Annotated in this window: 16 protein-coding genes; 9 read left to right on the forward strand and 7 right to left on the reverse strand. The window is 68.4% G+C overall.

All coding sequences use genetic code 11. The annotated features are described in order from the left end of the window. The coding region (locus LI94_RS25075; RefSeq protein ID WP_046301372.1) for a PecA family PE domain-processing aspartic protease at positions 1-2444 on the forward strand (2444 nt) is incomplete at its 5' end. 3 nt (positions 2445-2447) lie between these two features. Here the strand turns inward: LI94_RS25075 and LI94_RS12340 are convergent. Both LI94_RS12340 and LI94_RS12345 read right to left on the reverse strand, forming a co-directional pair. Further along, positions 2448-3479 carry an LLM class flavin-dependent oxidoreductase gene (locus LI94_RS12340; RefSeq protein ID WP_046301378.1) on the reverse strand — a complete coding sequence of 344 codons (1032 nt, stop codon included), beginning with the start codon at positions 3477-3479 and terminating at the stop codon, positions 2448-2450. Between the two features lie 21 nt (positions 3480-3500). Further along, on the reverse strand, positions 3501-4334 hold the full coding sequence (locus LI94_RS12345) for a uracil-DNA glycosylase (protein WP_046301373.1): 834 nt from the start codon (positions 4332-4334) through the stop codon (positions 3501-3503). Between the two features lie 118 nt (positions 4335-4452). Here LI94_RS12345 and LI94_RS21895 point away from each other — a divergent pair, with 118 nt between their 5' ends. The 4 genes from LI94_RS21895 to LI94_RS12365 all read left to right on the forward strand — a co-directional run bounded on the left by LI94_RS21895 (position 4453) and on the right by LI94_RS12365 (position 9021). Further along, positions 4453-5715 (forward strand): PE-PPE domain-containing protein, encoded by a 1263-nt coding sequence (locus tag LI94_RS21895; protein ID WP_192830965.1) that lies wholly within the window; start codon positions 4453-4455, stop codon positions 5713-5715. A 109-nt stretch (positions 5716-5824) separates the two neighbouring features. Beyond that, on the forward strand, positions 5825-7144 hold the full coding sequence (locus LI94_RS12355; RefSeq protein WP_125079785.1) for an FAD-linked oxidase C-terminal domain-containing protein: 1320 nt from the start codon (positions 5825-5827) through the stop codon (positions 7142-7144). Positions 7145-7192: 48 nt separating this feature from the next. After that, the gene (locus tag LI94_RS12360) at positions 7193-8416 is read left to right on the forward strand and encodes a cytochrome P450 (protein ID WP_164518039.1); all 1224 of its coding nucleotides are present in this window, start codon (positions 7193-7195) and stop codon (positions 8414-8416) included. Then, on the forward strand, positions 8416-9021 hold the full coding sequence (locus tag LI94_RS12365; protein ID WP_046301375.1) for a TetR/AcrR family transcriptional regulator: 606 nt from the start codon (positions 8416-8418) through the stop codon (positions 9019-9021). Before LI94_RS12360 ends, LI94_RS12365 begins: the two co-directional genes overlap by 1 nt. A 131-nt stretch (positions 9022-9152) precedes the next feature. Here the strand turns inward: LI94_RS12365 and LI94_RS12370 are convergent, their stop codons facing one another. Continuing rightward, on the reverse strand, positions 9153-10292 hold the full coding sequence (locus LI94_RS12370; RefSeq protein ID WP_024443887.1) for an acyltransferase: 1140 nt from the start codon (positions 10290-10292) through the stop codon (positions 9153-9155). Beyond that, complete coding sequence (locus LI94_RS12375; RefSeq protein ID WP_082105744.1) at positions 10289-12052, reverse strand: DEAD/DEAH box helicase; 1764 nt, start codon at positions 12050-12052, stop codon at positions 10289-10291. The genes LI94_RS12370 and LI94_RS12375 overlap by 4 nt, the downstream gene beginning before the upstream one ends. A gap of 132 nt (positions 12053-12184) precedes the next feature. Here LI94_RS12375 and LI94_RS12380 point away from each other — a divergent pair, with 132 nt between their 5' ends. Further along, positions 12185-12742, forward strand: a complete 558-nt coding sequence (locus LI94_RS12380; protein WP_082105745.1) for an LppP/LprE family lipoprotein — start codon at positions 12185-12187, stop codon at positions 12740-12742. Between the two features lie 13 nt (positions 12743-12755). On the opposite strand, the gene LI94_RS12385 is transcribed toward LI94_RS12380, so the two are convergent. Further along, entirely contained in the window at positions 12756-14663 is a 1908-nt protein-coding gene (locus tag LI94_RS12385; protein WP_082105746.1) for a DHA2 family efflux MFS transporter permease subunit, read from the reverse strand. 294 nt (positions 14664-14957) lie between these two features. Between LI94_RS12385 and LI94_RS12390 the strand changes: the two genes are divergently transcribed. From LI94_RS12390 to LI94_RS12400, 3 genes are all read left to right on the forward strand, one after another. Further along, positions 14958-15746, forward strand: coding sequence for a hypothetical protein (locus LI94_RS12390; protein WP_046301376.1), 789 nt, complete (start codon positions 14958-14960; stop codon positions 15744-15746). Between the two features lie 138 nt (positions 15747-15884). Continuing rightward, positions 15885-19625, forward strand: coding sequence for a multifunctional oxoglutarate decarboxylase/oxoglutarate dehydrogenase thiamine pyrophosphate-binding subunit/dihydrolipoyllysine-residue succinyltransferase subunit (locus tag LI94_RS12395; RefSeq protein WP_046301377.1), 3741 nt, complete (start codon positions 15885-15887; stop codon positions 19623-19625). Between the two features lie 164 nt (positions 19626-19789). Further along, a complete protein-coding gene (locus tag LI94_RS12400; protein WP_024441688.1) occupies positions 19790-20614 on the forward strand; it encodes an SDR family oxidoreductase in 825 nt (274 codons plus the stop codon). Positions 20615-20620: 6 nt separating this feature from the next. Here the strand turns inward: LI94_RS12400 and LI94_RS12405 are convergent, their stop codons facing one another. Then, positions 20621-21472: a glycine betaine ABC transporter substrate-binding protein gene (locus LI94_RS12405; protein WP_239651214.1), complete on the reverse strand. Its 852-nt coding sequence runs from the start codon at positions 21470-21472 to the stop codon at positions 20621-20623. 8 nt (positions 21473-21480) lie between these two features. Next, a complete protein-coding gene (locus tag LI94_RS12410; RefSeq protein ID WP_036457563.1) occupies positions 21481-22662 on the reverse strand; it encodes an NADP-dependent malic enzyme in 1182 nt (393 codons plus the stop codon). Positions 22663-22760: the final 98 nt, after the last annotated feature.

Consider the following 22760-nt stretch of genomic DNA (forward strand, 5'->3'; position numbering starts at 1 on the left):
GCGCGGGCGGCAACGGCGGCAACGGCGGCACGGGCGGCAACCCCGGCGACGGCGGTAAGGGCGCTAATGGCAACGCCAGCACCCCGAACGGGGGCCGCGGCGGCAACGGCGGCCAAGTCGGAGCCGGGGGCCTCGGCGGAGCGGGCGGTACCGGCTCCGTCCAGGGCGTCTCCGGCACCAACGGGTCGGCATCGACTGCGCACGCCGGCAACGGCGGCGCCGGCGGCAACGGCTTCAACGCCGTCACCCCGGGCGCCAACGGCGGCAACGGCGGTGCCGGCGGGACCGGCAGCCTGCACGGCGACGGCGGCGCGGGCGGCAACGGCGGCAACGGCGCGAACGGCGCCAACGGCAACCCCGTCGTCAACAACGGCAATGCCGGCAACGGCGGCAGCGGCGGCAAGGGCGGGGCCGGCGGCAATTCACTCGGCGACGGCAACGGCGGCAAGGGCGGGGCCGGCGGCAACGCCGGCAACGGCGGTCGCGGCGTGGACCAGAGCCAACTGCCCCCCAGCGCCACCCTGCCCGGCAGTGGCGGCAACGGCGGCAAGGGTGGGGCCGGCGGGGCGGGCGGCAGCAGCGTCACCGCCCATGGTGCTGGCACCGGCAATGGCGGCGCCGGCGGCGCGGGCGGAACCGGGGGCAACGGCGGCGGCAACGGCATCGCCACCCTCGACGTGGCGAACAACGTGCAGTACGGCAGCGGCGGCGACGGCGGAGCCGGCGGCGTGGGCGGCAACGGCGGGCTCGGCGACACCGGTGCGCTCGGCGGCGGCACCGGCTTCACCGGCGGCAACGGCGGCGCCGGCGGCTCCGGCGGTGCGGGCGGTTCGGCTTACGCCGGTAACCCCGCCATCGGTGAACACGGCAGGTTCGGCACCAACGGCAACGGCGGCGCCGGAGCCAACGGCGGTACCGGTGGTGGCGGCGGCACCGGCGGGGCCGGCGATGACAGCGCCGGCGGAACCGGTGGCAACGGCGGCAATGGTGGTGCGGCCGGCAACGGCGGATCGCCCGGCTCCGGGCTTTACGCGCAGCCGGGGATCAACAAGGCTCCGGTCGGGATCGGCGGGGCCGGCGGCAAGGGCGGCGCCGCGGGATCCGGCGGGGCCGGTGGCATCGGGGACACCGGCTTCAACGGCGGCACCGGCGGCAACGGCGGTGTGGGCGGCGCAGGCGCCAACGGCGGCGACGCCCTCGGCAGCTACTACGCGCAGGGCTCCAGCGGTGGCAACGGCGGCAACGGCGGCGCCGGAGGGAACGCCGGTGCAGGCGGCGCCGCAGGTGTGGGTGCGCACGCGGGCAGCGGCGGCAATGCCGGCGCGGGGGGCCACGGCGGTAACGGTGGTGACGGCGGCGATACCACCTTGACCGGAACGAACGTCCACGGCGGAGCGGCCGGTGACGGCGGCGACGGCGGACGTGCGGGCTCGGTGGCCGCCGGCGGAACGGGTGCCCGCGGTGGTGACGGTGGCGACGGCGGCGACGGCGGTAGCGGTGGGTCGGTCGGCAACCACGGCGCCAACGGCGCCGGGGGTGACGGCGGTACCGGTTCCGGTGGTCTGCCCTCCGGCGAGCGGGGTGGCCCCGACGGCCCGGTCAACGTCACCATTCCGCTGTACCTGCAGAGCGGCGGCATCAGCCCGATCGTCTATATCTCGATCAACGGCGGTCCGCCGGTGCCGGTGCAGATCGACACCGGCTCCACCGGCCTGACGATTCTGAACAGTGCAGTCGGCAACCCCGGCAGCCTCGGCAGCGTGCTGCTGACGGGCAGCGCCAGCTACGCCGGACTGGGCAACAACAGTTACGCCTACCAGACCTACAGCACCACGGTGGGTTTCTGCGACAAAGTGGCCTGCTCGGGAGAGATCGTCACCGACCCCACCGGCGTCAACGTGGTCAGTCCAGCGTCGAATGCACTGATGACGCAGTACTTCAACCAATACGGCATCGTCGGAGTCCTGGGCATCGGTCCCAACAACGGCTATGCCGGCACGTCGACGATCATCTCGGCGCTGCCCGGTGCGCTCAACCAGGGCGTGCTCATCGACGAGCAGACCGGCCAAGTGATTTTCGGACCGAACCCGCTGGACCCCGAGACCTCCGTCTCCGGATCGCCCTACGTGGACACGATGATCTCCATCAACGGCGCTCCCCCGGTGGCCGTCACGACCTCGATCGACTCCGGCGGCATGTACGGCAGCATCCCGCAATCGCTGTTCCCGCAACTCGGGGTCGGCTCGCAGGTGCCCGCCGGCACGGTGATCTCGGTGTACAACGCCGACGGCAGCACCCTGCTGTACTCCTACACCACCACCAACAACGGTCCCTATGTGACGTCGGGCGGGGCGGCCAACAGCGGCTACTACCCCTTCTCGGTGAACCCGGTCTACATCGACTACCGGCCCAGCGGCTACGGCGCCACCATCATCAGCCGCTAGGCCTTAGAGCAGCTCTTTGGCCAGCAGTTCGCAGGTGCGTTCGCGGCCGGGTGTCGTGGCCGGGTCGGTGCCGCGATACGCCGAGGCGACCGGATTGACCATCACCTCATCGACGGCGAACTGTTCGGCGAGCGCGCTGAGCTGCTCGGCCGCTTCGGCCGGGGTGCCCACGACCGCGCGCCGCAACCCGCTGTCGATGATGCGTTGCTCGGAGTCGGAGACCGCTGCCGCCTGCGCGTCCTCGACCAGATCAACCGCGCCCAGCGGTCGCCCGGTCCGCAACCGAGCCATCATCTGCAGGTTGGGCAGCATTAACGCCGTTGCCTCGTCACGGGTTTCGGCAACAGACGCGTTGACGGTGAGAAACGTCGTCGGTGCGGAACACACTTCGCTGGGCGTGAAATTCTGCCGATAGTAGGCCAGCGCCTCCGCGGTGCCCTGGCCGGAGAAATGGTGGGCGAACACGTACGGCAGGCCCTTGGCCGCGGCCAGCCGCGCCGAATACATGCTCGACCCCAGCAGCCACAGCCGCGGTTCGCCGACCGCGGCCGGGGTGGCCTTGAGCAGGTAGTCGCCGTCACGCAACTGGACCTGCACGCCGCGGCTGCTCATCATCGCCCGGACATGGTCGAGATAGTCGGGGAAATTCGCGATGTCCTCGTCGCCCCGGCCGGAGCGCAGCATGACCGACGTGACCGGGTCCGATCCGGGGGCCCGCCCGATCCCCAGGTCGATCCGGCCGGGCGCTGCGGCCTCCAGCAGCGCGAACTGTTCGGCAACGGCCAGCGGGGCGTGGTTGGGCAGCATCACCCCACCGGAGCCGAGCCGCACCCGCGCCGTCTGCGCGGCGAGGTAGGCCAGCAGTACCGGCGGGCTGGTAGCGCCCACCGAGGGCATGTTGTGATGCTCGGCCACCCAGTATCTGGTGAATCCGAGGCGGTCGGCGGTCTGGGCCAGCCGTACCGTCGCCGCCAGCGCATCGGCGGTGGACTGGTCGGTGCGGACGGGGACGAGATCAAGAACGGAAAGACGCACGCTACTGATCAACACCGGAACTCAGCCGGATAGTCCCGCCAACACCGACGCTTGCGCGAAGATGTCGTCCAGCATCGCCGGGGTCAACCGTCCGGTGAACATGTTCTGTTGACTGGGGTGATAACAGCCCAGCAGCCGCAATGCCGGACCGAGCTGGGCGAGCGCGCCGTGGGCGAACTTCGGCTTGGGTTTGGGCACCGGGTCGGCGGCAACCCGTAGTGCGACCTGCCAGGCGAAGCCACCTAGCGCGATCAACACCCGCACGTGGGGCGCGATCAACTGCCACTCCGTGTCGATCCACGGCGCGCACGTGTTGCGCTCGACGGTGGTCGGGGCGTTGTCCGGTGGGGCACAGCGCACCGGCGCGATGATCCGGATGCCGTTGGCGTGCAACCCATCCGCAGCGTCGACGCTGGTGGGCTGGTTGACCAGACCGGCTCGGTGCAGCGCCGCATACAGCTGGTCGCCAGACCGGTCGCCGGTGAACATGCGGCCGGTGCGGTTGGCGCCATTGGCAGCAGGCGCCAATCCGACGATCACGATCTTGGGTTTCGAGGAGCCCCAGCCGGGCACCGGTCGCCCCCAATACGGCTGGTCGGCAAAGGACTTTCGCTTGACCACGGCCACCTGCTCACGCCAAGTCACCAGTCGGGGGCAGGCCCGGCAGACGCTGATCAGCGCGTCGAGTTCGTCGATCGACTCGACTTGGTCGGCCAGCCGCACCACCTGTGCGGCATCGGCAGCCGGTGGCGTTTCCGGGGTTGCCGGATCGCCGGGCCAGCCTGCCCCGGGCGGCACCGGCGAGTCGAACGGCTGACCGGTGCGGGGGTGCTTCAGCATTGCCTCACTCTGCATGCCGACGGGGCGGGGCGGGAAGGCAGCCTTGTTTTCTGAGAGTTTCTCAGACATAGTTGACCGACCTTGAGGCGGAGAAGGGCTGACCATGGGCTTGCGCCGACTTTCCGAGCGGCTTGTGCCGACAGTGCTGAGCGCCACGTTGCTCCTGTTCGCCGGGCCGGTGGCACCGGCCCACGCCGACAGCCCTGAGGATGCGCTGACGGCGTTGGTCATGGGCGGCACCTTCATGCCGACTCCCAGTCAGCGCTGGCAAGAAGCGATCGTCAGCGACTACATCGATCCCGCAACCGGGGGCACCTACACCCCGGTGACGGTCCCCTATCCGGCATCGGGTGCCAGCACGTCGATTCCCACCGGTCTGGCGAACCTTCAGGCTGCGATGGCTCAACAGCCCGACGGCCGGCCCTACCTGGTGTCGGGGTATTCGCAGAGCGCCCAGATCGCGGTCCTGGAAAAGATCAACCTGATGCAGTCGGGGCAACCCGCCCCCGATGTCACCTTTTTCCTGCTCGGCTCGGGCAACCGCCCCAACGGGGGCTTCCTGGAGCGGTTCGAGGGGTTGGTGATCCCGGGGATGCCCGGTCTGGACTTCAACGGGGCCGAGCCGACCAACGGCGGAATCGCCACCATCGACGTCACCGCGCAGTACGACGCGAATTCGGACTTCCCGCAATTTCCCATCAACCTGGTGGCCGACTTCAACGCCTTGCTCGGATTCATCTACACCCACGGGGGTTACGGCGGTGGGCCTCTGCCGCAGTTGGTTCCCGCGGTGTGGCCCCCGTCGGAGCCCATGACAGGCCCGTTTGTCGACGAGTACGTGCTGGGCTCCACCGAGATCGTCAAGCAGATCACCGGCGACACCACCTTCTACTTCATCCCAACCGCCGAATTGCCGCTGCTGAGTCCGCTGCGCACCTTGGGAGTGCCCGAGTCGTGGCTCGACGTCGTGCAACCGGCGCTGCGGGTGATCGTCGAAGCCGGATACGACAGATCCGTGCCTTTCGGAGAGCCGACGCCGGCACAGCTGATCCCGACACTCGACCCGGTGACCTTCGCGCTCCAGTTCGCGCAGGCGAGCGTGCAGGGCGCCGACAACGCACTGAATCTCATCGGCCTGGACCTGCCCGGCTACGCCGAGCTGATGGGACTCTTCGACGACGCTCGCGCCTGGTCGGCCGACGAGATCGGCGCTCCCTACGCGCAGGTGGCCTCCTGGCTCAACGACTACATCAACCCCTTCACCGCTTTCACCGCGATCGCCGGCCCGATCGGCGAAGCCGTCCAACTGCTGTTCGACGTGACCGGCGTCCAGGCATACCTGCTGGATCCGGCGCTGGGGCTCATCGGCACCCTGGGCGGACTGGTCACCAGCTGACCGCGGCTGGCCGCTCCTGCGCGGGGGCGTCCCGCCAGATGCCGCGGCTAGGATCACCTGGGTGATCGCCGAGGCGCTGACCCAGCTGATAACCGAACTCCCCGACGGCATGGTGGTCACCGACCCGACGATCACCGCCGGCTATCGCCAGGACAAAGCGCTGGACCCGATGGCGGGCCAGCCCTTGGCAGTGGTGCGCCCGCTGCGCACCCAAGAAGTGCAGACGGTCATGCGATGGGCTACCGCTCACCGGGTGCCGGTGGTGACTCGCGGCGCGGGCACCGGCCTGTCCGGCGGCGCCACCGCGATCGACGGCGGGATCGTGCTGTGTACCGAGAAGATGCGCGACATCACCGTCGACCCCGTCACCCGTACCGCGGTGTGCCAGCCGGGCCTGTTCAACGCCGAGGTGAAGAAGGCCGTCGCCGCCTACGGACTGTGGTACCCGCCGGACCCGTCGTCGTTCGAGATCTGCAGCATCGGTGGCAACATCGCCACCAACGCCGGCGGGCTGTGCTGCGTCAAGTACGGCGTGACCACCGACTATGTACTGGGCCTGCAGGTGGTGTTGGCCGACGGCACCGCGGTGCGCCTGGGCGGACCCCGCCTCAAAGACGTCGCCGGACTCTCGCTGACCAAGCTGTTCGTCGGCAGCGAGGGCACCCTCGGGGTGGTCACCGAGGTGACCCTGCGACTGTTGCCCGCTCAGTCGAAATCGGCTGTGGTGGTGGCCACTTTCGCCTCGGTGACCGCCGCTGCCGAGGCGGTGCTCGACGTGTCCGGGCGGCTGCGCCCTTCGATGCTGGAGTTCATGGACTCGGCGGCGATCAACGCCGTAGAAGACCAGCTGCGCATGGGCCTGGACCGCGAGGCAGCGGCCATGCTGGTGGCGGCCTCCGACGAGCGCGGTCACGCGGGCGCCGAGGATGTCGAGTTGATGGCCCAGGTGTTCAACGCGCACCACGCCAAGGAGGTGTTCTCCACCGATGACCCGGTCGAAGCCGAAGGCTTCGTCGCGGCCCGGCGGTTCTGCATTCCGGCGGTCGAGGCGAAGGGGCCGTTGCTGTTGGAGGACGTCGGGGTGCCGGTGCCGCGGTTGGCGGAGCTGATCACCGGTATCGAGAAGATCGCCGCGGAGCGCCGGTTGCTGATCTCGGTGATCGCGCATGCCGGCGACGGCAACACGCACCCGCTGATCGTGCACGACCCGCGCGACCCCGATCAGGTGCGTCGTGCCGAGCTTGCCTACGGCGAGATCATGGAGCTGGCCTTGACGCTGGGCGGCACTATCACCGGCGAGCACGGCGTGGGGCGGTTGAAGCGACCGTGGCTGGGCGAGCAGCTGGGTCCCGACGTGATGGCACTGAACCAGCGCGTCAAGGCCGCACTCGACCCGCTGAACATCCTGAATCCGGGTTCGGGCATCTGAACGCACCTGGCCATTGACACGCGCATGCCGCTGTCGTATCAATGAGACATGACGACCACGATGTCTCATCCGAAGTTTGAGCTCGGCAACGCCGACACCTGGCCCAATCCCTGGCCGATGTACGCCGCATTGCGCGACCACGACCCGGTCCACCGGGTGGTCCCGCCGGACGCACCCGACCAGGACTACTACGTGCTGTCCCGTCATGCCGACATCTGGGCCGCCGCCGCCGACCATGAGACGTTCTCGTCCGCCCAGGGGCTGACCGTCAACTACCGCGAGCTGGAACTGATCGGCCTGGCCGACAACCCGCCGATGGTGATGCAGGATCCGCCGGTGCACACCGAGTTTCGCAAGCTGGTGGCCCGTGGCTTCATGCCGCGGCAGGTGGAGTTGCTGGAGCCCAAGGTCCGCGAGTTCGTCGTCGAACGCATCGAGCGGCTGCGGGCCAACGGCGGCACCGGGGACATCGTCGGCGAGCTGTTCAAACCGCTGCCGTCGATGGTGGTCGCGCACTACCTCGGTGTACCGGAGGAGGACCGCAGCCAGTTCGACCGCTGGACCGACGCGGTGGTCGCGGCCACCGTCAGCGAAGACGGGGTCGCCTCGGCCGGGGACGCGGTCGGAGAGATGATGGCCTACTTCGGCGCGCTCATCGAACGCCGCCGCACCGAGCCCGAAGACGACACGGTCTCGCATCTGGTGGCTGCCGGGTTGGGCGCCGACGGCGACATCAAGGGACTGCTGTCGGTGCTGGCTTTCACCTTCACCATGGTCACCGGCGGCAACGATACGACGACTGGAATGCTCGGCGGCTCAGTGCAACTGCTGCAGCAGCACCCGGATCAGCGTCAGCTGCTGGTGGAGAACCCCGAGCTGATCCGCGACGCCGTCGAGGAGTTGCTGCGGCTGACCTCGCCCGTGCAGGGACTGGCACGCACCACCACCCGGGACGCCCTCGTCGGCGACACCACCATTCCGGCGGGCCGTAAGGTGTTGCTGCTCTACGGCTCGGGCAACCGCGACGAACGACAGTTCGGGCCGGACGCCGGCGAACTCGACGTGCGGCGCAAGCCCCACCAGATCCTCACCTTCAGCTACGGCGCCCACCACTGCATCGGCAACCAGGCGGCCCGGATGCAGGCGCGGGTGGCGTTGGAGGAACTGATGGCCCGCTGCCCGAACTACACGATCGACGAAGCCGGGATCGTGTGGTCCGGCGGCAGCTACGTGCGACGTCCACTGTCGGTTCCCTTCACCGCAGGATCGTGATGGCCGGCCGGTCCTGGCTGTCCGATCAGCGTGGCGAGCTGGCCACCGAGAAGATTCTCGACGCGGCGGAAAAGCTGTTCGCCGAACAGGACCCCGCCTCGGTGGGCATGAATGAGATCGCCCGCGCCGCAGGCTGCTCCCGCGCCACGCTGTATCGGTACTTCGAGAGCCGCGACGCGCTGCACACCGCCTACGTGCACCGCTGGGCCAATGCGCTCTATCACGAGTTGACGCGACGGCTGGCCGGCATCGACGACCCGGCGGACCGGCTGGTCGCCGGGATCACCGAATCCCTGGCGCTGGTGCGCGGCAACCCCGCGCTGGCGTCATGGTTCGCCGAGACCGGACCACCGATCGGTGCCGCGATGGCCGCGCAGTCCGATGTCATCACCGTGATGGTGGCGTCGTTTCTGTCCGCATTGGGCGCCGAGGACAGCGACGCTGTTGCGCAACGCGCCCGATGGGTGGTGCGCGTGGTCACGTCGATGCTGAGCTTCCCCGGTCGTGACGCCGACGACGAGCGGGAAATGCTGACGCAGTTCGTGGTACCGGTTGTGGTCTCGCCGGGACGGCTCAGGTCGGCGCGGGTCGGCTCGGGGGAATAGGAGGATGGCCCGCCTCTGAGCGACAACTGCGCGTGCGTGGACGAGTCCCCCGCGATTTGTCGCTCAAAGCCGGGCAACTGTGCCAATAGTCCGGCCGGGCACGTGCCCACCGATCCGGCCCGGAACACGGCTCAGGCCCGCACCCGGGTGAAACGGTGCAGCAGCCACGACACCGGCACCGTGACCAGCATGGTGAGCACGAACAGCGCCAGCATCGAGCCGGTGTAGACCGGAGTGCGCAGCACCTCGACCATCACCACCTCCATCAGCACCAGGTGAACCAGGAAGATCTCATAGGAGATCTCCCCCAGCCACACCATCGGTCGGCTCGCCAACAGCCGCGCGTACCAACCGCGATTGCCCAACGCCAGCGGCGCCACCAGCAACGCGGCGATCACCGCGTAGAACCCGGCCTTGACCAAGGCCTCGGACAGTTTGGCCGGTGATGTGGTCGGCTCCCCCGCGATCGGTGTGGAAGCGATGAGATAACAGATGAGCGCCAACGGAATCGCCACGAAGCCGTAACAGCGCACACCCATCGCCCGCAGCACCGTGAGCATCATCCCGGCGACGAACCAGGCCAGATAGCCCGGCAGCCACAGCCGGGCGCCGTCGGGCAGGAAATCGGTCGTGTGTACGAGCGTCAACCAGGCCGGCGTGATCGCCGCCGCCGCAGCCAGCCCGGCCAGCAGCAGCCCCGGCCGCCACTGTCGGCGGCACAGCCAGACCAACGCCGCGTAGGCGAGCAGCGGCAGCAGTACGTAGAAGGCGACTTCGACTGCGAGGCTCCACATCTGGGTGAGACCCTGGTGCAGATAACCGAACATGTAGTTGTCGGTGTAGATCTGGGTCAGTGTCAGGTTCCGCAGCAACCCGATCGGGCTGTGGCCGGGGTTCGGGCCGGCGGTGCGGTAGTGATAGATCACGTAAGCCAGTAGCACCGTCACGACATAGGCGGGCATGATGCGCCGCACCCGGTGCCAGGCGTACCGGCGCACCGATGGGTCCGGCTGCCCCAATGCGGTGGCTCGCACCCACGGCTGGAACAGCAGAAAACCGGAGAGCACGAAGAAGATCGGCACCCCGATCTCCATCCGGGAACCCAGCAACCCGGCGTAGCCGTGGGTGTACTTGCCGGTGGTGTAGGCCGCATGTGTTCCGACCACCAGGATCGCGGCGACCGCACGCACGCCGGTCAGCGACGCGACCCGATCCACTCCAGCGACCTGCTCGAGCCCGCCCTGGGCGACGTCGTCGCGCGGCAGGGTCATTCGGTCCGTTTCCGGTACCCGCCCTCGCCGCGGCGATCGGGTTTACCAGAGGGCCGTTCGCGACGCAGGTTGATTAGCTGGCCCTGAATCCGGGTCTGCTCCAACGCCTTGAGGGTCTTGCCGGACAATTTGGCGGGCAGCTCGACCACCGAGTGGTCCACCTTGATGCTGATATTGCCGAAATCGCTGCGATTCAGGCCACCCTCGTTGGCCAGTGCCCCGACGATCGCACCCGGGTTGACCTTGTGGCGCTTGCCGACCGAGATCCGATAGGTGGCGAATCCGTCTTTCGGCGGGCCCTTGCGGTCGCCTCTGCGGTCGTCGCGATCCGGCTTGATGCGTTCGCGTCGCTTGTCCGGCGGCGGCTCGACCATCAGGAACGCCTCGCCGTCACGGGACTGCAGCGCCAGCGCGGCGGCAATGTCGGCCATCGGCACGTTGTGCTCGCGGCTGTAGTCCTCGACCAGTCGGCGGAACAACTCGATGCCCGACGCTCCAAGATGGTTGGTGATCGCGTCGGCGAACTTGGCGACCCGCTGGGCGTTGACGTCGTCGACGCTGGGCAGCTCCGCCTCGACCAGCTTCTGCCGCGTGACCTTCTCGATCAGCCGGAGCAGGTGGCGTTCCCGCGGGTTGACGAATAGCAGCGCGCTTCCCGAACGCCCGGCTCGTCCGGTGCGCCCGATCCGGTGCACATAGGCCTCGGGATCGTTGGGAATGTCGTAGTTGACGACGTGCGAGATGCGCTCCACGTCCAGTCCGCGGGCGGCGACATCGGTGGCGACCAGGATGTCGAGGTTGCCGCTCTTGAGCGCGGCGATGGTCCGCTCGCGTTGCGCCTGCGCGATGTCACCGTTGATCGCCGCCGCGGAAAACCCTCGGGCGCGCAGCTTTTCGGCAACCTCCTCGGTGGCCTGTTTGGTGCGGACGAAGACGATCATCGCTTCGAAGGGCTCGACTTCGAGCACCCGAGTCAGGGCGTCCATCTTGCGTGGCCCGGCGACCTCGATGTAGCGCTGGGAGATGTTCTCCGCCGTGGTGGTTTTCGCCTTGACGGTGACTTCGACGGGGTCGTGCAGGTAGCGGTTGGTGATGCGGCGAATAGCCGACGGCATGGTCGCCGAGAACAGGGCCACCTGCTTGTGCTCGGGAGTGTCGGCCAGGATGCGCTCGACGTCCTCGGCGAATCCCATCTGCAGCATCTCGTCGGCCTCGTCGAGCACCAGGTAGTCCAGGTGCGACAAGTCCAGGCTGCCGCGTTCCAGATGGTCGATGACCCGGCCCGGAGTGCCGACCACGACCTGCGCGCCGCGCTTCAGCCCGGACAGCTGCACGGTGTAGGAGGCGCCACCGTAGATCGGCAGCACATTGATCCTTGGCAGATGCGCACCGTAGCGCCCGAATGCCTCGGCGACCTGCAGAGCCAACTCGCGAGTGGGCGCGAGCACCAGCGCCTGGGTGGCTTTGCTGGTGGTGTCGATGCGCGACAGGATCGGGATGGCGAACGCGGCGGTCTTGCCGGTACCGGTCTGGGCCAGCCCGACCACGTCGGAACCCTCCAGCAGGGCCGGGATGGTGGCGGCCTGAATCGCCGAGGGCGTTTCATAGCCGACGTCGACGACAGCTTTCAGAACCGAGGGGTGGATCTGCAGGTCGGCGAAGGTCGGGGCGGGTGGGTCGGGAAGATAACCAGCAGGTGGGTCCGAAAGGGACCCGGTGGTATCTGGGAAGGGCTCAGCGGGGGCATCAGGCGAGGTCATAGCGCTTAGCAGTCTACGGGCAAAGCGGCCCAGCTACTGCCACTGTTGCTCGCCGGCGCAGGGCTACCGACATCGGTGCTCGGCCGCGCCTCCCCCGGTTCCCCGCGCCCGGCCGGTACGGTGCCCGGTGTGTTGGGTGCCGCCAAACCGTTGGCCGTGATATCCGCACTGGCCGCAGCTCTGCTGGCCGGTTGCGGTTCGGGCGACTCCACCGTCGCCAAAACCCCGGAGAACACCATCCCGGCCGCCGCGCCGCCGGAAGCGCCCCCCACCACCGCGTCCGCAACATCGGGCAGCCCGGCCCCCGCCGACCCGTGCGCGGTCAATCTGGCCGCGCCGGCGATCGCCAAGGCCGTCTCCGAGCTGCCCCACGACCCGCGCAGCAAGCAGCCGTGGAGTCCGGAGCCGCTGGCCGGCAACTACAACACCTGTGCCGACATCTCTGCGGTGATCGTCAAGGCCAACACCAACGCCGAACACCCCAGTACCCGTGCGGTGCTGTTTCACCGCGGCGAATTCCTTCCCCAAGCCGTGCCAGACACTTACGGATTCAGCGGTATCGACGTGGCGCAGTCCACCGGCGACACGGTTGCGCTGCGAAACGCCAGCGGCATACCGGGGTTGGCCGGGATCGTGAAATTCCACTGGAACGGCAACGCGGTGGAGATCGTCGGCAACACCACCCGGTGACCGGCCGCGTCCCCTAGAACCGACTGTCGCGCCGTGAATGCCGCCCGAAGGCGTCGGTGTCGTCGGGGTCCTCCCGATAGTGCCGATTTCGGCGGGTCGGATTGTTGCCGGTGATCCCGAACTTGGCCAGCACGTCAGGTACCGCACTCCCGTTGGGGAGCGTGCGCAGATGGCGACCCGCATCGACGTCAACGCCGTTGTGGTGCAGTGGCGCCGGTTCGGCCGCGGCAATCAACGTCGGTGCCCGCGGAATCTCGACGGTGAGCGGCTCGGTGGCGGAGTCCTGCGGACTACGGGCTCGGGGGGGCTTCGGCGCGACAACCGGGATCGGCTCGGTGCGTTCGACGACCTCGGGTTCGGCCTTCGGGGCGTGGAAGTGTCGCGGCAGGCTGACGCGTTCGGGCGCTCTGGTGTTACCGGGATCCTCGTCGCGGTCATCGAGGGCCTCGAAGTCGTCCGGCTCGTCGAAGTCGTCGAGGTCGTCGAAATAGTCAGCACCGGTGCCACGGTCGCTGCGGCGGGCCGGGTCGATGACATAGCCGACCATGAAGAGCGCGGCCACCACACCGAAGAGCGCCACGAACGCCGGCAGCAGCGTCGCCTCCGACATGGCCAAGGCGAACGGCTCGTGAAGGAACTCGGGCAGCTGCAAGACCGCGGAAGCACGCTCGGGGGGCCGACCGCCTGGCATCGGCGGCAGATCGGCGGCGATCCTCGACGTCATGAACGCGGCCATACCGGCGCTGCCCAACACCGCCCCGACCTGGCGCGTCGCGTTGTAGACCCCGGACCCGGCACCGGCCAGATGCGGCGGAAGGTTGCGGGTGGCGGTGGCCGCCAGCGGCGACCAGATGAACGCCATGCCAACCCCGATCACCGCAAACGGCAGCACCAGCCGCCAGATGGGGGTCACCGGGGTCATCTCGATGGACAGCCAGGTGAGCCCGATCGCCAGTACCGAGAAGCCGAAACCGACCACCGCCCGGGGATGAGCGCGGTCGACGATCTTTCCCACAATGGGTGCCAGCAGGCCGCTGGCGATCGCCATCGGGGCGGTCAGCAGCGCAGAACGGGTGGGTGACATCTCGCACACCGCCTGCGCGTAGAACATCACCGGCAGCACCATCCCGGTGACCGCGAAGCCGACGACCGCCACGCCGATGTTGGCCAGCCCGAAGTCAAGGTCACGGAAGATGTGCAGGGGCACCAACGGCTCGCCGTCGGTGACGGCCTGCCAATAGACGAAAGCCACCATGCAGCAGACGCCGCCGAAGATCTGCGCCCAGATCCAGGGCGCCCACCCCTGCGACTCGCCTTCCTGCAGGGCGAAGACCAGCAGGAACATTCCGGCCCCCGACAGCGCCACGCCGAGGACGTCGAAGCGGTGCCGGTGCACCGGCAGGTCGGGAATCAGCACGATGGCCAGCACCAGGCCGATGGCGCCGATCGGGACGTTGACGAAGAAGATCCCCTCCCAGCCCAGCCGGTCGACCAGCACGCCGCCGGCCAGCGGTCCGATCAGGGTGGCAACCCCGGCGGTCGCCCCCCACACGCTCATGGCCGCGCCGCGGCGGTCCGGAGGGAACGTCCGGGTGATCACCGACAAGGTCTGCGGGGTCAACAGAGCGGCGCCGACACCCTGGACCGCCCGGGCGGCGATCAGCATCTCAATGCTCCCGGCAAGTCCGCACCACAGCGACGCTGCGGTGAACACCGCCAGCCCGATCAGGTACAGGTTCTTGGGCCCGAACTGGTCGCCGAGACGACCGGCGACCAGCAGCGGTACCGCGTAGCCCAGCAGGTAGGCACTGGTGACCCAGATCACGGTGTCGTAGCCGATGTCGAGCGCCGACATGATGCTCGGGTTGGCGACGGCCACGATCGTGGAATCCACCAAGATCACAAAGAAGCCGAGCATCATCGCCCACAGGGCATTCCACGGATTTACCGGGTCAGCCGCGCGCGCCGGACCGGTACGCGCGATCGCGCGTACCGGGTCGTCATACGTGCTGCTCAAGCGCCGCCCTCCCGTCGCTGCGCGGTGCCGTTCGGGGCATCAACCCACCTCACTGCGACGCTACGGACAGATAATGACGGGAACAACTCGGATCGCCACGGCGCTGTTCGCTGCGGGTGACGATCGCGTCCGTTGAAACGGGTAAACAAACGGCAGCGCGTTAGCCTGAACTCCACCGAGTCCGAACGGGAGGCAACCATGGGCATCTTTCGACGGCGACGGCCGGCGCAAGTACCGGCGCCGACCTTCGACGAGGAGAAGCCGACCATGGCGGCGCGGGTGCTGGCGCGGGTCATCGAGCGCAGCGAGCGGGTGCAGGGTCCGGCGGTGCGGGCCTACGTGGAGCGCCTACGGCGAACTGATCCCGATGCCGACCCGGCCCAGGTGATCGCCAAGCTGGAGAAGCGCTTTCTGGCGGCGGCAACAGCCAGCGGCGCCGCGGTGGGCGCCACCGCGGCCGTGCCGGCGATCGGCACCCTGATGGCGCTGTCGGCGGTTGCCGGGGAGACCGCGGTCTTCCTGGAGGCCACCGCGTTCTTCGTGCTGTCCGTCGCGGAGGTACACGGCATTCCCGTGGACAACCGCGATCGGCGCCGCGCGCTGGTGCTGGCGGTGCTGGTGGGCGACCAGGGCAAGGGCGCGCTCGCCGACCTGCTGGGTCCGGGCCGCACCAGCGGCGCGTGGCTCGCCGAAGGATCTGCCGGTGTCGCCGCGCTGCCGCTGCCGGCGGTCAAGGAGTTGAACTCCCGGCTGCTGCGGTACTTCGTCAAGCGCTTCACCCTGCGCCGCGGGGCGCTCGCGTTCGGCAAGCTGTTGCCGGTCGGCCTGGGAGCTGTGATCGGCGCCATCGGCAACCGGCTGATGGGCAAGAAGATCATCAGCAATGCCCGCAAGGCGTTCGGCGACCCCGCCCGCCGCTGGCCGGTGAACTTGCACCTGGTGCCGACCCTGCACGACGGCCCAGGCTCTCCAGCCCACTCCGCATAACCGTCGGCGGGATCGCGGCCGGCGGACAATCGGCCGCGAGCCTGGCGGAATATCTCCGAGGGGCTAGCCTTTATGAGGCAGGCGGGTGCGGGCGCAAGTGCCACGCCAAACGACCAGGAATCGAGGCGAGAAGCTGTCGTGAGCGGTATCAGTTCACCCTTCGGTCAGAACGAGTGGCTAGTCGAGGAGATGTACCGCAAATTCCGCGAGGATCCCTCCTCTGTGGATCCGAGCTGGCATGAGTTCCTGGCCGACTACAAGCCCGACGCGCAACAAGGTGACGGCGCGGCCGCACCGGCGGGGGCCCGCCCTGCTACCGCGGCGCAGCCGGCGGCCCCGGCTCCTGCAGCACCCGCCCCCGCGGCAGCGGCCGCCAAGCCGGCACCGGCCCCCACCGCCAAGCCGGCACCGGCCCCCGCCGCTAAGCCGGCACCGGCCCCGGCCGCTAAGCCCGCCGCCTCGCAAGCACCGCCACCCCTCGCCGACGACGAGCTGCAGGTGTTGCGTGGCGCCGCGGCGGCAGTGGTCAAGAACATGTCCACCTCCCTGGAGGTGCCGACGGCAACCAGCGTGCGCGCCGTGCCGGCCAAGCTGATGATCGACAACCGCATCGTCATCAACAACCAGCTCAAACGCACTCGCGGCGGCAAGATCTCGTTCACCCACCTGCTGGGTTACGCGATCGTGCAGGCGGTCAAGCAGTTCCCCAACATGAATCGGCATTTCGCCGAGGTCGACGGCAAGCCGAACGCCGTCACACCGGCCCACACCAACCTGGGGCTGGCTATCGACCTGCAAGGCGCCGGCGGCAAGCGCTCCCTGGTGGTGGCTGCCATCAAGGGCTCGGAATCGCTGCGCTTCGCGCAGTTCGTCGACGCCTATGAAGACATCGTGCGTCGAGCCCGCGACGGTAAGCTCACCGCCGAGGACTTCGCCGGGGTGACCATCTCGCTGACCAACCCCGGCACCATCGGCACCGTGCACTCGGTGCCACGGCTGATGGCCGGGCAGGGCGCGATCATCGGCGTCGGCGCGATGGAGTACCCCGCCGAGTTCCAGGGCGCCAGCGAGCAGCGGATCGCCGAACTCGGGGTGGGCAAGGTCATCACCCTCACCTCGACCTATGACCACCGCATCATCCAGGGCGCGGAATCGGGCGACTTCCTGCGCACGGTGCACGAGATGCTGCTCTCCGACGCGTTCTGGGACGAGATCTTCTTCGAACTGTCCATCCCCTACGAGCCGGTGCGGTGGCGCACCGACAACCCGGACTCGGTCGTCGACAAGAACGCCCGCGTCGTCGAGCTGATCGCCGCCTACCGCAACCGCGGCCACCTGATGGCCGACATCGACCCGCTGCGCCTGGATAACACCCGGTTCCGCAGCCACCCCGATCTGGACGTGCAGAGCCACGGCCTGACGTTGTGGGACCTGGACCGCGAATTCAAAGTCGAGGGCCTGCCCGGCGGTGACATCCGCAAGCTGCGCGAGATCCTGTCGGTGCTGCGCGACGCCTACTGCCGCCATGTCGGCGTCGAGTACACCCACATCCTCGAGCCCGAGCAGCAGCAGTGGCTGCAGGAGCGCGTCGAAGTCAAGCACATCAAACCGACTGTGGCGCAGCAGAAATACATTCTGAGTAAGCTCAACGCCGCCGAGGCGTTCGAAAGCTTCCTGCAGACCAAGTACGTCGGCCAGAAGCGGTTCTCCCTGGAGGGCGCCGAGACCGTCATCCCGATGATGGACGCGGCCATCGACCAGTGCGCCGAGCACGGCCTCGACGAAGTTGTCATCGGCATGCCGCACCGCGGCCGGCTCAATGTGCTGGCCAACATCGTCGGCAAGCCCTACTCGCAGATCTTCACCGAGTTCGAGGGCAACCTCAACCCGGCCGAGGCGCACGGCTCCGGCGACGTCAAGTACCACCTGGGTGCCACAGGGGTGTACCTGCAGATGTTCGGCGACAACGACATTCAGGTGTCGCTGACCGCCAACCCGTCGCACCTGGAGGCCGTGGACCCGGTGCTCGAAGGATTGGTCCGTGCTCGCCAGGACCTGCTGGGCCGCGGCGCCTCGGGCACCGAAGACAAGCCGCCGTTCTCGGTCGTCCCGATGATGCTGCACGGCGACGCCGCGTTCGCCGGCCAGGGCGTGGTGGCCGAGACGCTGAACATGGCACTGCTGCCCGGCTACCGGGTCGGCGGCACCATCCACATCGTGGTCAACAACCAGATCGGTTTCACCACAGCGCCGGACTACTCACGCTCCAGCGAATACTGCACCGACGTGGCCAAGATGATCGGCGCGCCAATCTTCCACGTCAACGGCGACGACCCGGAGGCCTGCGACTGGGTGGCCCGACTGGCGGTGGACTTCCGGCAGAAGTTCCACACCGACGTCGTCATCGACATGCTGTGCTACCGCCGCCGCGGGCACAACGAGGGCGACGACCCGTCGATGACCAACCCGTACATGTACGACGTGATCGGCACCAAGAACAGCGTCCGCAAGAGCTACACCGAAGACCTGATCGGCCGTGGCGACATCTCGCTGAAGGAGGCCGAGGACGCACTGCGCGACTACCACGGCCAACTGGAGCGGGTGTTCAACGAGATTCGCGAACTGGAGAAGCACGCCGCGCTGCCCAGCGAGTCGGTGGAGTCCGAGCAGCAGGTGCCGCGCGGCCTGAACACCGCGGTGGACAAGGCGATGCTGGCCCGCATCGGCGACGCGTTCTTAGCCGTTCCCGAGGGCTTCACCGTGCACCCACGGGTCCTGCCGGTGTTGGAGCGACGCCGTGAGATGGCCTACGAGGGCAAGGTGGACTGGGCGTTCGCCGAGCTGCTGGCACTGGGTTCGCTGGTCGCCGAAGGCAAGCTGATCCGGTTGTCCGGGCAGGACACCCGCCGAGGCACCTTCTCGCAGCGCCACTCGGTGATCATCGACCAGGCCAACGGCGCGGAGTTCAGCCCGTTGCAGCTGCTGGCCACCAACGCCGACGGCACCCCGAGCGGCGGCAAGTTCCTGGTCTATGACTCGCCGCTCTCCGAGTTTGCCGCGGTCGGCTTCGAGTACGGCTACACCGTCGGCAACCCCGAAGCCCTGGTGTTGTGGGAAGCGCAGTTCGGCGACTTCGTCAATGGCGCCCAGTCGATCATCGACGAGTTCATCAGTTCCGGCGAGGCCAAGTGGGGCCAGCTGTCCAACGTGGTGCTGCTGCTGCCGCACGGCCACGAGGGCCAGGGACCGGACCACACCTCGGGACGCGTCGAGCGGTTCCTGCAGCTGTGGGCGGAGGGCTCGATGACGATTGCGATGCCCTCGACGCCGTCGAACTACTTCCACCTGCTGCGCCGCCATGCCCTCGACGGGATCCGGCGTCCGCTGATCGTGTTCACGCCGAAGTCGATGCTGCGCAACAAGGCGGCGATCAGCGACGTCAAGGACTTCACCGACGTCAAGTTCCGCTCGGTGCTCGAAGAACCCACCTACGAGGACGGCGTGGGCGATCGCAGCAAGGTCGCCCGGGTGCTGCTGACCAGCGGCAAGCTCTACTACGAGTTGGCCGCCCGCAAGGCCAAGGACGGCCGGGACGACATCGCGATCGTGCGAATCGAACAGTTGGCCCCGCTGCCCAAGCGCCGCCTCGCCGCAACGCTGGACCGCTACCCGAATGCCAAGGAGTTCTTCTGGGTGCAGGAGGAGCCGGCCAACCAGGGCGCGTGGCCGCGGTTCGGCCTGGAGCTGCCGGAGCTGTTGCCGGAGAAGCTGACCGGGGTCAAGCGCATTTCGCGACGGGCGATGTCGGCGCCGTCATCGGGGTCGTCGAAGGTGCACGCGGTCGAACAGCAGGAGATCATCGACTCGGCATTCGGCTAGGCCTTCCACCGGCGAGTGTGCGTGTTTGCCACCGGCGAGTGTGCGTGTTTGTGCGCAACACGCCGCGTCTTGCTGGGCAACTGCGCACGCTCACCGAGGGCAGTCAATGCGGTACCAGCGGTACCGGATACGCTCGGGGTTCCACCAACCGTTGGGGAGAGCACATGCAGGGATTCGCGGGGAAAGTCGCCGTCGTCACCGGTGCCGGCTCAGGCATCGGTCAAGCGCTGGCCATCGAGCTGGCCCGCTCCGGAGCGCAACTGGCGATCAGCGACGTCGACACCGAGGGGCTCGCCCAGACCGAGCGGCGGCTGAAAGCGCTGGGGGTACGGGTCAAGGCCGATCGCCTCGACGTCACCGAGCGGGAAGCGTTCCTCGCCTACGCCGAAGAGGTCAAAGAGCACTTCGGCAAGGTCAACCAGATCTACAACAACGCCGGCATCGCGTTCAGCGGCGACGTCGAGATCAGCCCGTTCAAGGACATCGAACGGGTGATGGACGTCGACTTCTGGGGCGTGGTCAACGGCACCAAGGCCTTCCTGCCGCATCTGATCGAGTCCGGCGACGGCCACGTCATCAACATCTCCAGCTTGTTCGGGCTGCTGGCCATGCCCGGCCAGGCCGCCTACAACGCGGCGAAGTTCGCGGTCCGCGGCTTCACCGAGGCGTTGAACCAGGAGATGGCCATCAACAAGCACCCGGTCAAGGTCACCACGGTGCACCCGGGCGGCATCAAGACCGCGATCGCGCGCAACGCCACCGTCGCCGAGGGTTTGGACGCCGCGGCCATGGCCGACTTCTTCGACCGGAAACTAGCCTCCACCACCGCCGAAGAGGCGGCCCGGGTGATCCTCGACGGCGTCAGCAAGAACCGGGCTCGCGTGCTCATCGGAAACGACGCGCGAGTGCTGGACCTGCTCGTGCGCGTCCTGGGCTCGCGCTACCAGCGCCTTTTCTCGTTCGCCCTCCCCAAGCTCAGGCCCCAGTAGGCCCGGCTATCTGCCGAGTGGGTGCTCGTCCAAGAAGGCGTCCACGACAGCCTGCGGGTCGGCACCGTCGGCCACCTGCCGGCGCATCTCGATCAAGGCGTCGGTGTCCAGCACGCCGGCCACCTGATTGACCGCCAGCAGTTGGGCTTCGGTCAACTCATTACGGCGATACAGCGGCACCACATTCTCGGCGCGCACCAGCGCGGGGCGCGTGTCGGCGAGCAGCACCATGCCTTCCGGCACGTCGGGGTCGGCGGTACTGGACCATGCCGCGGTGATCTGGCGGGCCTTCAGTGCAGCGAACAACGCTGCGTCATCAGCGAACTCACGTAGCTTCGGGAGCGTGCACCGGCCCACCACGCGCGGGACCCGCACGCCCGCGACAGCGCCGACGGTCAGTCCGCCGCAATGCGCGACGAGCGTGGGCAAGTCGGTGCCTCCCCACGCGGTCGCGGTCGTCTTCGTGACGGCCAATGTGGGTTTGTCCTCGGCGGTCATCGCGTAGTCGCCGACCGCGAGGCCCTCCGGCAGCGCGCCGGCCAACGCCCGGTAGACGCCCCGATCGGAGCGCGCCACCGAGTCGCGGGCGAACATCACCAAGAAACGGCCGGTGAAACCGGGAACGACCGTCAACTCCCCCGCGTCCAACCCGGTTACCGGATCTTCGACGGCCTCAAGGAGCACCGCGGCGCCGGTACCGCGCAGCGCGCTCGCATACAGGTGGCCCAGGACCTGCGACTGCGGATCCAGCGACATGCCCACGCCCAGTGGCGGCGGCCCCGGATGGGCACCACAACCGGCGATCAGCACAGCCGCGCATCCCAGCGCCAGGCGGCGCAGGTGATGTCGCCTGGGCACCGGGCGCTCTACGACGCGGACTCTGCGGCCGCCGCGACGGCCGCAGCAACGGCCGGCTCGACCCGGGGGTCCAGCGGGCTGGGCACGATACGGTCCGGTGCCAGCTCGTCGGCGACGACGGAGAAAATCGCCTCTGCCGCAGCCAACTTCATCGCTTCGGTGATGCGGCGCGCACCGGCGTCCAGCGCACCACGGAACACGCCGGGGAAGGCCAGTACGTTGTTGATCTGGTTGGGGAAATCGCTGCGACCGGTCGCCACCACCGCCGCGTACTTGGCTGCCAGGTCAGGGTGGATCTCGGGATCGGGGTTCGACAGTGCGAACACCACCCCACCCGGAGCCATCGACGCGATCAGCTCCTCGGGCACCACGCCACCGGAGGCGCCCAGGAAGACGTCGGCACCGGCCAGCGCCTCGGCCAGACCACCGGTAAGTCCACGAGGATTGGTCCGCTGCGCCAGCTCGAGCTTGACGTCGTTCATTCCGGAGCGCTCCGGATGCAGCACGCCCTGCGAATCCAGCACGATCATCTCCGAGATGCCCCTCGAGAGCAGGATGTTCGCGCACGCCACACCCGCGGCCCCGGCACCGGAGACCACCACCCGCAGCGACGCGATGTCGCGGTCGAGCACCTTGGCCGCACCCAGCAGCGCCGCCAGGGCCACGATCGCGGTGCCGTGCTGGTCGTCGTGCATCACCGGGCAGTCCAGCGCCTCGATCACGCGCCGCTCGATCTCGAAGCACCGCGGGGCGGAGATGTCCTCCAGGTTCACCGCCCCGAACGACGGGCGCAGCCGCACCAGCGTCTCGACGATCTCGTCCGGGTCTTTGGTGTCCAGCACGATCGGAATGGAGTCCAGGCCGGCGAAGGTCTTGAACAGCGCCGCTTTGCCCTCCATCACCGGCAGGGACGCCGCCGGGCCAAGGTCACCGAGCCCCAGGACCGACGTTCCGTCGCTGACCACGGCCACCAGCCGGTGCGCCCAGGTGTAGCGGGCCGCCAACGTGTGGTCGGCGGCGATGGCGCGACTGACCTGCGCCACCCCCGGGGTGTAGGCGATCGACAACGCGCGCTGGGTGTCCAGCGGGGTTTTGAGGTCGACGGAGATCTTCCCGCCCGTGTGGGCTTCGAAGATCTCTTCGTCTCCGATGACGATCGGCGAGCTGTTCATCGCAAGGTTCTCGGGCATCGATAGTCCAGGGTACTTCGCTGGTTTTGCATTCTTTCGATCGGCTGGGGGCAGCCAGCGCATCCCGCGTGCGCGGCTACGCCTGTCTCTTATACACA

Source organism: Mycobacterium sp. UM_Kg27 (assembly GCF_000972905.1).
Taxonomy (GTDB): domain Bacteria; phylum Actinomycetota; class Actinomycetes; order Mycobacteriales; family Mycobacteriaceae; genus Mycobacterium.